Raw genomic sequence first — 9,887 nt, 5'->3', positions numbered from 1 at the left:
GCCAGGGTCGGGCCGAGTCCGTCGTGCAGGTCGCGGCGCAGCCGCCGCCGCTCTTCCTCGCGGCCCACGACCAGCCGCTCCCGCGACCGTCGCAGGGCACGGTCGAGCAGGACGGTATGGGCGGCCACGGCCACATGACCGGCGAGGTCGTCCAGCAGCCGGCGTTCGGCCGTCGAGAGATCGTCGCGGGCGTCGCGGGGGGCGACCACCAGTCGGCCGACCGCCTCACCGCCGTGGCGGAGCGTGATGACTACGGGCTCGGGATGATTCGAGGTGCCGTGAGCTGCGGTGGGTCGCGCCGGTGTGTCACCGAGCAGCTCCACCGCGACATAAGGCAGCCGCAGCGCCGTGGCGATGGTCTCCACGGTCTCGGGCAGGGTCTGCTCGGCCGAGCCGGCCGCCTGCAACCGGCGACCCAGGCGGGTCAGCACGGCATAAGGGTCGCCGCGGTCGCCGTACAGCATCCGGTCCACCGACTTCTCCAGACGCAGCCGCAGCGGTTGGTAGAGCACGGCGACGGCGCCGGCCGCGGCGAGGGTCACCAACGGCTGAGCGCGACCGCGCAACACGGCGTCGAAGACGAGCACCACAGCGGCGTATCCGGCGAGTCCCGCGGCCAGCAGCCAGCCGTAGATCAGCGACCGGCGTATCGCGACGGCGACGCCGTCCAGCCGCCGCCGCAGCACCGCCGCACCGACTGACAGCGGCAGCAGCGGGAGCGCGACCAGTGCGAGAAAGCTCCCGGCGACCGCCACGGCCGGGCGGCTCACGAGGGCGTAGGAGACAAGCAGGAGTCCCACGGCGATCAGCAGCCAGCGCAGCTGGTCGCGTTCGCCGGACGACCCGCGCCGGTAGCGCACAGCCAGCGACGCGAAGCCGCCGATCACGGCGACGAGGAACAGCGGCTGTACGGCCGTCCCGACAGCGTCGAACGACGAACGGAGTAGCGGCAGACCGAGCGGGTTGTCGCGGACCGGATGGTTCTCCAACGGGCCGGGACGCAGCGCGGCCGACAACACGGCCGCGCCGAGCACCAGCCCCGCCAGCGTCTGCACCGGCCACCAGCGCCGCGACGGCAACCGGCCGTCCGGGAACCACAGCACCCCGAACGTCAGCAGCGGAATCAGGCCGCACACCCAGACCCACGACGACACCCATCCCGCGCCGAGCGCTCCGGGCAGCGACCCCGGCCGGTCGACCAGGCCGCGTTGGGCGTACGAGTGGGTCGCGAGGGTGAGCGCGGCCGCCAGACCGCACAGGCAGTACAGCCGGCCGAGGCGGTGGCCGGGCAACCGAGCCAGGATCAGGGCGCCGGCCAGCGGGAACGCCAACCCGAACACGATGTTGGGATACACGTTGCCGACGAAGTCCTCCTGCGTGCTCAGATCGCCGAGCCCGCCGAGGATCAGCCAGAACCCGACGATGCCCGCCGACAGGCCGGCCGCGGCCCAGCCGGCCCGGGATTCCGTCACGGCGTCCACAGCGTCATGGTGACGGGTCCCGGGCCGGCGCGGAAGGCTGCGGCGAAGACGCAAAGTAGTCAGGTCGCGACCGGCGTCGGAATCGGTGTCGCCGGGGGCGCCACCCTCGGGACCCGGTGGATCGCCAGCCGGACGCTGATCACCAGGATCCACAGCAGGCAGGCGAGGAACGGCAGGGGGTTGCCGGCATCCAGGTGCACGCCCGTGACCGCCGTGCTGATGACGGTCACGGTACCCACGACCACACCACCCCAGCCGAGGACCCGGCTCAGGGTACGGGTCGCCAGCGCCGCCGCCGATGCACATGCGACGAACAACCCGACGGGCAACCAGTCAACTCCGAACGCGAGTCCGTTCATGGCGGTGAGGAGCCGTGCGGTCTGGGGGGTGAGCTCGTCCCGTAGGAGATATGCGGTGAGTATCGGCGCAGCGGACGTCACCTTCACCGCGACCGAGACGATGCCTCCCGTCAGTGCCGCCGTGGCGAGCCAGCCGCCGGCCCGCACCCGGCTGCACAGATAGCCGATGAACAGCATCCACGCGGCGAAGCCGAGCAGCTCCAGCACCACTCCGACCTGACCCGACGTGCTACTGGCAAGCCAATGCAGGTGGTCGATGTCTTGCTGGCCGAGGGAGCCGTTCCGTGGTGGGCCGGCGTCGGTGCTCATGCTGCTGCCGGCCATGATCAACACAACGTACGCCGCCCCGGTCAGCGCCCCGTACCTGTCCAGAATCTTCATGGTGCACTCCTCGCCTACTGCGGCGTCGGTCGCCGCTGACCCCACGTTGGTCTCTCGGGGGTCCCGCGGTCATGGGAGCGGTGTCCTGCCGCGTCCCGAGTGCGGCTGATTTGACCGGCGGAGCCGCGGGCCGCGTTCGGCCATGATGGCGCCCACCCGATTCGGGTAGTTCGTGATGATGCCGTCCACGCCCATCACAAGATCGTGAGGCCGAGGGTGATGCCCGCAGGCTGCCGCGCGAGGATAGGGTTCGCAGGACGCTCCGGCGAGGCTTGTGCGTCTATATCGGAGCGCCTCGCCGGCGTAGTCTGTGCAACTTGACGAGGGGTGATCTTGTGTCTGAGGCGATTGACGGTTCGAGTCCGAGTTCGACGGCGCGATTCGATTCGGGTGTTCCCCACCCTGCTCGTGTTGAGGACTATTGGCTCGGAGGTAAGGACAACTTCGCCGCGGATCGAGCGGTTGCCGACCAGGTTGCCAAGATTTCGCCTGTTCTGCCCATTGTGATGCGGGCCGAGCGGCAGTTCCTGGGCAGGATGGTCAAGTTTCTGGCCGGCGAGGCGGGTATCAGGCAGTTCCTGGACATCGGAACCGGGATCCCGATGGCCGCCAACACACATGAGGTCGCGCAGGGTGTGTCACCCGATTGTCGTGTCGTTTATGTGGACAATGACCCGCTGGTGCTGGCTCACGCCCGGGCGTTGTTGGTCGGCACGCCAGAGGGGCTGACCCAGTACATCGACGCTGATCTTCGTGAGCCGGAGGCCATTCTGACGCCGGCACGGCAGATTCTGGACTTCGACCAGCCGGTCGCGGTCACCTTGCTGGGCGTGCTGGAGTTCGTGCGCGATGACGAGGGTGTGTACGCGATTGTGGAGCAGTTGCGGAATGCATTGCCGGTGGGGAGTTACGTGGGGGTTGCCAGCAGCGTTCCCAGCCCGGAGATGGATGAAGCGGCACGCCTTTGGAACGAGAGTGGCGCCACGCCCATCACGCTGCGCGCGCCCGATGACCTGGCCCGCTTCCTCGATGGGTTGGACCTCATTGCGCCGGGTGTCGTGCCACTGCCCCAGTGGCGTCCGGACTCACTGACCCAATACCTGGATCGGGAGATGCCGCAGTACGGAGGGCTCGGAATCAAGACACGCTGACTCGCGATCGGGGGAGGAACGCGGCCAGGGCCAGGCCGACCGACACGATCGCGGCCGCGGTGAACAGGGCCGGGGTCAGGCCGTCGACGAACTCGGCCCGCGTGTAGGCGCCGGTCGAGGCGAAGATCGAGACCAGGACCGCCACGCCGACGGCCACCCCCAGCTCGCGGACCATGCTGTTGGTGCCGATCGCCATGCCCTCCGCGTCGGGTGGTGCGGCGTCGATCGCCAGCGTGCTGATCGGCGGGTAACTCACGCCCAGCCCGATCCCCGCCAGCAGGAACGGCCCGGCGAGCACTGAGTACGCGACGTCGGTGGAGAAGACCGCGGCCATCCAGCAGCACGCGACGACGACCATCGCCTGACCGGCCAGGATCAGCCGGACTGCGCCCCACCGATTCACCAGCAGCCCGGCCGCCGGCCCGGCGATCAGGGGAGCCAGGGAGCAGGGGAGGGTCCGCAGGCCCGCCTGCAACGGGCCGTGGCCCTGGACGACCTGGAAGAACTGGGCGAGCAGGAAGATGCTACCGAACACGCCGACGTTGAACGTGAACGCGAGCGAGTTGACCAGGCTGAACGCGCTGGACCGGAACAGCCGGACCGACAACATCGGGGACCGGGCGCGCAGCTCCCACGCAGTGAACAGGGCGGCCAGCACCGCACCACCACCGATGGCGCTCAGCACCCGGCCGGAGGTCCAGCCGTGGATCGGCGCCTGCACCACACCCCAGACCAACGCGAAGATCGCCGCGGAGAGCAGGAGCATGCCGCCCGGGTCGAGGCGGACCGGCGGCCCGTGCGATTCGGCCAGCAGCACACCGGCGAGGACCATCGCCACCAGGCCCACCGGCACGTTGAGCCAGAAGATCCAGGTCCAGTGCAGGCTCTGCACGACGACCCCGCCGAGTACGGGTCCGATCGCGATGCCGAGGCCGTTGAACGCACTCAGGACGCCGATCGCCACCCCGCGCTGCCCGGGCGGCACGGACGTCACCAGCACCATGAGTGACAACGTCACCACGACGGCGCCGCCCGCCCCCTGCACGGCCCGCGCCGCCATCAGGGCTCCGGCCGTCGTGGCCAGGGCGCAGGCGGCCGAGGCGGCGATGAACGTGGCGATGCCGGCCAGGAAGACCGCCCGCCGGCCGAACCGGTCGCCCAGCGCGGCCGCGGGCAGCAGCAGCGCCGCGAACGGGAGCGTGTAGGCGTCGGCGATCCACTGCAGGTCGCTGACCGAGGCGTCGAGCGCGGACCTGATCGCCGGCATCGCCGTCGTGACGACGAGGTTGTCGAGCTGGACCATGAACGCCGGCAGCCCGACCGCGGCGATCAGCAGCGCCGACCGCTTCCTCTCACCGGCCAAGGCGCAGGCCGGCGAGCTCGTCCGCGAACGTGGTCGTCCACTCGTCGATCTCCGCGCCCGACCAGTTCAGGTGCTGCGCCGCGTACTCCCAGACGATGCGTGTGGTCCCCCCGGCGATCGAGCACTCGAGGTAGATCGGCGGCTGACGCAGGCCGCCCTCCGGATCCCACATGTCGCCGAGCGGAGACTCACGCAGCGAGAAGAGGCCGCTGCCGCTCCGCGCCGGCACCTCCCCCTGGAAGTTGAACCACAGCGTCGGAGCCGGTGCGTCCAGGATGCGGTTCCGCACACCCGGATCGTCGCCCAGGTACTTGAGCGCGTCGAACGACAGGCCCGCGGAGGGGACGCGGGCGAGCCGCTCGGCCACGGCGGTCAACGTCTCCGCCCGGCTCTGGGCGGCGCTGTCGTCGAAGGCGAGCGGGAAGCTGCAGGGCAGGTCGCCGGCCGTCCGCGACAGGTCGAGACCGTGCACCGCCGTCTGCCTCCCCGAGCTGGACAGCTCGATGACGAGACGACCGCAACTCCACCGGCGTTGGGCGGTCCGCAGCAGCGCCGCGAGCAGCGTCGTCGCGATCGGCGCGCGCCGGCCGTCCGGGCCGCCTATCCGCACGTTTCGCAGCGCGCGCGTCTCGTCGGGGCTGAGGTGCTGGCGGGCGAACGCCAGATCCTTCATCGTGATGCCCGGATGAACCCGGGAGTCGTAGGCGGCCGGGGGCGGGACGTCGAGCTGCTCGTACCAGAAATCCCGATCGGCGTTCGCATCCCCGCGCGCGAAGTCGTTCATCCACCGGGAGAAGTCCTCGAAGCGCGCCGACGCCCGCGGCAGTGCGGCGGGCTGCCCGCAGAGGCGGTCCAGGTCGTCGACGAGGATGCCCAGCGTGACGCCGTCCATCACGAGGTGGTTGACGGTGAGAAAGAGGCGTTGCTCCGCGCCGACCTCGACCAGGAGGAGGCGCATCACCGGGCCGTTCTCGAGGTCGAGGCGGCGATGCTGTTCATTGAGCAGAGGTACGAGGGCGGCCTCGTGCACCGTGACCGACTCGACGGCGAAGCTGTCCTCGATGGCGCCGTAGCGCTGGATGAAGCCTCCGTCGGCCCGGCGGATCCGGAGCCGCAGCGCCTCGTGCCGGGTGACCAGCGCGTACGCGGCGCGGCGAAGGTCTTCCGGCGTGAGCCGCCGGTGGACCTCCAGCATGACGGCGCGGTTCCACCAGTTCCATTGCCCCCGGTGCAGGGCAGCGGTCTGCGCGGCGCTGAACGGGACGTCGGCCGTGTCCGGCGCGGTCGCTTCGTCCGGCTCGGAGGGTGCGCCGGCGAACTGCCGCACGACCGAGGTCGCGATCGCCCGCAGGGTCGTCTCGCCGTCGACGCTCGCCGGTGACACGCGCGCTCCGGTCCGGTCCTCGATGCGCTTGGCCAGATCCATCAAGCCGAGCGAGTCGAAGCCGAGATCGCGCAGTGGCAGGTCCACCGGCACGTCGTCCGCACCGGCCGACTGCACCACGGCGGCCACCTCGGTTTGCAGCAGCCGCAGAACGTACCCCGCGTCGTCGATCTTCTCGATCGTCGAAGGGGTCCCCGGCCGGTGTTGTCCGGTGAGCGCCGACGAGAGCAGCGCGCCGGTCGTCCATCGCTGTCTGCATTCCCCGCGCTGCAGCTTCCCGCTGGTCGTCTTGGGGAGGCTGTCCGGCTTCACCAGCAGGACCTCGTGACACTGCACGCCGCAGTGGGCGGCTACCGCGGCGCGGATCGCCGACACCGCCCGATCAACCGGGACGGGTTCCCTGCTCTCGAGGACCTTCTTACGCAGCTCAGCGGCCACCACGACCCGTTCGGCACCGTCCACCCGCACGCCGAAGGCGACCGCGTTGCCCGGCCGCAGGATCGGATCCGCCGCCACCACTGCGGCCTCCAGGTCCTGGGGGTGGATGTTGCGACCGCCGATGATGATCAGGTCCTTGAGGCGCCCGCAGATGAACACCTCACCGTCGTCGCCGATGACCCCGAGGTCACCGGTGCGCAGGTAACGCCGCCCGTCGTCGGTGGCCGGGCGCGCGGCGAAGACGGCCGCGTTCTCCTCATCGGTCCGTCCCCAGTAGCCGGTCGACACACTCGGGCTCGCGACCCAGAGCTCGCCGACGGCGCCGGCCGGCCGCGGCCGTCGCGTGTCGGGGTCCACGGCGATCACCGATACGCCCAGCTCCGCGTCGGGGACACCGCTGCCCACGAGAGTCACCACGGGTGCGCCCGGTCCCGGGGGGACGATCCTGCCGTCGCCATCCAGCACGGCCCGGTCCCCGCGGAGCAGCGTCGGCCCGCCGTCGACCTGGCCGCACACGAACAGGACGGCCTCCGCCATGCCGTAGACGTTGCAGAACGACGCCGGGTCGAAGCCCATTCGCGTGAGCCCGGCCTCGACGCGGTCCATCGTCGCCGGGAGCATCGGCTCACCGCCCTGCAGCGTTGCCCGCAGCGACGAGAGATCGAACGCCTCGCCGCCGCGGAGGCCGCGCAGCACGTAGTCGTAGCCGAAGTTCGGCCCGGCGATGTGCGTGCCGCGATAGCGGTCGATCGCCTCCAGCCAGAGGCGCGGCGCGGCGAGGAAGGTCATCGGGGAGAAGGCGATGCAGCGCGCGCCGCTGTACATCGCGTTGAGGATCCCGCCGGCGAGCCCCATGTCGTGGAACAGCGGCACCCAGCCGACCAGCACCGACGCGCCGTCGACACGGGTGTTGCGCGCGATCAGCTCGAGGTTGTGCGAGAGATTCCGATGGCGGACGATCACGCCCTTGGGCGCCGACGTCGAACCCGAGGTGTACTGCAGGTACACGATGTCGTCCGGGCCGAACCGGCTCGCCGCATCGGCGAGGGCGGCCGCGGCCTCTCCCGGCTCCGCGCGCTTGATCCGATTCGACAGAAGCCACGAGAGCGCCGGCCAGCTCGACTTCTCGCGGCCGCGCAGGCGGCTCGTCACGGACGCGAGGGTCGCGAGCGCGCGGTATTTCGCATGGGTGAGCGCGACCCGCGCGCCGCTGTCCTCGACGACGTGACGAAGCTTCGGCAGCTCCCGATCGAGATGTCTCGGATCGGGGCTGACCACCGGAACCGCGATCGCGCCGAGCAGCATGCAGCCGAAGAAGCTTGCGACGAACTCCAGGCCATCAGGCGGGAAGACCAGGAGTACGCGATCGCCGGGCCCCACCCCGGCCGTCCGGAGGAGATCGGCGGTCCCGGCCGCACGCCTCACGATCTCCCCGCAGTCGGCCGAGTCGATCTCCTTCCCGTGTCGATCGAGGAACGTGTAGAGGGACGCCCGGGGAGCGACGTCGAGGCGCTCGACCATTGTGGTGAGCAGGCTCGCGGTCATCAGTGACTCCGGGGAGGGATGGGAGTGGCTCGATCTGTATAGCATCGACAATGCCCGGAGCAGGCCTACGGGGGGAAAGTGTAGTGGTGGACGCGTCTGTCCCGGTTCGTGCCGCGAGCGTCGCACCGACGCCCGCGTTGCGCTGGATACCGGGGGAGCGTCCGGACATTCTCGAGTGTGTCCGGCGGTTCCGCGAGCCGGTCCACATTGTCCGGGATCGGCCGGGCCGCGAGCCCGGACTCGGACTCGGCGGGCGACTGATCGCACCGGCCGGCACGGACCCGGGGTACGAGCTGATCGGTGCGCTGCCCCCGCTCTACCCCGAGTGGCTCGGCGACAGGTCGTTCAACCAGAGCCACGGCGTGCGTTTTCCGTACGTGGCCGGGGAGATGGCCAACGGCGTCGCGACCGTCGCCTCGGTGGTGGCGATGGCCCGCGCGCAGATGCTCGGATTCTTCGGAGCCGCCGGGCTCGCGTTGCCGGCCGTCGAGCGCGCCGTGGATGAACTGCGCCGCAGCCTGCCCGATCGGGACAACTGGGGAGTCAATCTCATCCACTCGCCGGCCGAACCCGGGCACGAGGAACGCCTGGTCGACCTGCTCGTACGCGCCGAGGTGCCCAAGGTGTCGGCGTCCGCCTACATGGAGCCGACCGCGGCTGTCGTCCGGTGCGCGGTCGCCGGGCTGCGCGCGGACTCCCGCGTCGACGGCGGGGTCGCGCGCGCCCGGCAGCTGTTCGCCAAGGTCTCCCGCCCCGAGGTCGCCGCGAGGTTCCTGTCCCCGGCGCCGCCCGAGATCCTGCGCCGGCTCGTCGAGCGCGGGCAGATCACGCGGGACGAGGCCGGCCTGGCGGCGCGCGTGCCGCTCGCCGAGGACGTGACCGTGGAGGCGGACAGCGGCGGCCACACCGACAACCGTCCGCTCGCCGTCGTGCTCCCGGTGATCAGGGCGCTGCGGGACGAGCTGACCCTCCGGTACGGGTACTCCCGGCCGATCCGGGTCGGGGCCGCCGGTGGCCTGGGCGACCCGGCCGGGGTCGCGGCCGCGTTCGCCGCCGGGGCCGCGTACGTCGTGACCGGCACCATCAACCAGCTCTCCCGCGAGGCCGGGCTGTCGGACGCGGCGAAAGGCCTGCTCGCGCAGGCGGATCTGGCCGACGTCGCGATGGCGCCCGCGGCCGACATGTTCGAGTACGGCATCAAGGTGCAGGTGCTGCGGCGTGGCACCCTGTTCGCGGCCCGTGCGGGTCAGCTCTACGAGACCTACCTGGCCCACCGGTCGCTGGAGGACGTCCCCGACGCGACGCGCGAGCGACTCGAGAAGGACGTCCTGCGCAGCACCTTCGCCGACTGCTGGGAGCAGACCCGCCGGTTCTGGCTCGGCCGTGACCCGCGCGAGGCCGACCGGGCCGAACGGGATCCCCGTCATCGGATGGCCCTGGTCTTCCGCTCCTACCTGGGGTTGTCGAGCCGGTGGGCGATCACGGGGGAGCCGGACCGGCTGACGGACTACCAGATCTGGTGCGGTCCGGCGATCGGCGCGTTCAACCGGTGGACGGCGGGCAGCCCGCTCGCCCAGCCCGCACGGCGCACGGTCGTACAGATCGCCCTCAACCTGCTCGAAGGCGCGGCCATGGTGACCCGCGCCCACCAGCTGCGGTCCTACGGCGTCCCGGTGCCCGGGTCGGCCTTCGCCCCGCGTCCACGTCTGCTGGCCTGAGGAGAGACATGGATCCGATCGCCGTCGTGGGGCTCGCCGCACTCATGCCCGGAGCGCGCGACACGAC

Annotated in this window: 6 protein-coding genes; 2 read left to right on the top strand and 4 right to left on the bottom strand. The window is 71.0% G+C overall.

Annotation, left to right across the window (positions count from 1 at the left end; all coding sequences use genetic code 11):
* Both AB0M20_RS12510 and AB0M20_RS12505 read right to left on the bottom strand, forming a co-directional pair.
* On the bottom strand, positions 1 to 1,481 hold a 1,481-nt coding region (locus AB0M20_RS12510), incomplete at its 3' end, for a GAF domain-containing protein (RefSeq protein ID WP_364297394.1).
* Positions 1,482 to 1,540: 59 nt separating this feature from the next.
* Positions 1,541 to 2,221: a hypothetical protein gene (locus tag AB0M20_RS12505; protein WP_364297392.1), complete on the bottom strand. Its 681-nt coding sequence runs from the start codon at positions 2,219 to 2,221 to the stop codon at positions 1,541 to 1,543.
* A gap of 335 nt (positions 2,222 to 2,556) precedes the next feature.
* On the opposite strand from AB0M20_RS12505, the gene AB0M20_RS12500 reads away from it, so the two are divergent.
* Entirely contained in the window at positions 2,557 to 3,372 is an 816-nt protein-coding gene (locus tag AB0M20_RS12500) for an SAM-dependent methyltransferase (protein ID WP_364297390.1), read from the top strand.
* On the opposite strand, the gene AB0M20_RS12495 is transcribed toward AB0M20_RS12500, so the two are convergent.
* Together AB0M20_RS12495 and AB0M20_RS12490 are read right to left on the bottom strand one after the other, a co-directional pair.
* Positions 3,359 to 4,735, bottom strand: a complete 1,377-nt coding sequence (locus AB0M20_RS12495; RefSeq protein WP_364297388.1) for a DHA2 family efflux MFS transporter permease subunit — start codon at positions 4,733 to 4,735, stop codon at positions 3,359 to 3,361. The genes AB0M20_RS12500 and AB0M20_RS12495 overlap by 14 nt on opposite strands.
* Complete coding sequence (locus tag AB0M20_RS12490) at positions 4,725 to 8,102, bottom strand: AMP-binding protein (protein ID WP_364297386.1); 3,378 nt, start codon at positions 8,100 to 8,102, stop codon at positions 4,725 to 4,727. Before AB0M20_RS12490 ends, AB0M20_RS12495 begins: the two co-directional genes overlap by 11 nt.
* Before the next feature lie 86 nt (positions 8,103 to 8,188).
* Here AB0M20_RS12490 and AB0M20_RS12485 point away from each other — a divergent pair, with 86 nt between their 5' ends.
* Complete coding sequence (locus AB0M20_RS12485; protein ID WP_364297384.1) at positions 8,189 to 9,820, top strand: PfaD family polyunsaturated fatty acid/polyketide biosynthesis protein; 1,632 nt, start codon at positions 8,189 to 8,191, stop codon at positions 9,818 to 9,820.
* Positions 9,821 to 9,887: the final 67 nt, after the last annotated feature.

It is taken from the genome of Actinoplanes sp. NPDC051633, assembly GCF_040681735.1.
In the GTDB taxonomy this organism is placed as follows: Bacteria; Actinomycetota; Actinomycetes; order Mycobacteriales; family Micromonosporaceae; genus Actinoplanes.
The sequence above is the reverse complement of the archived record's forward strand: the minus strand, read 5'-3'. Positions and strand labels throughout refer to the sequence as shown.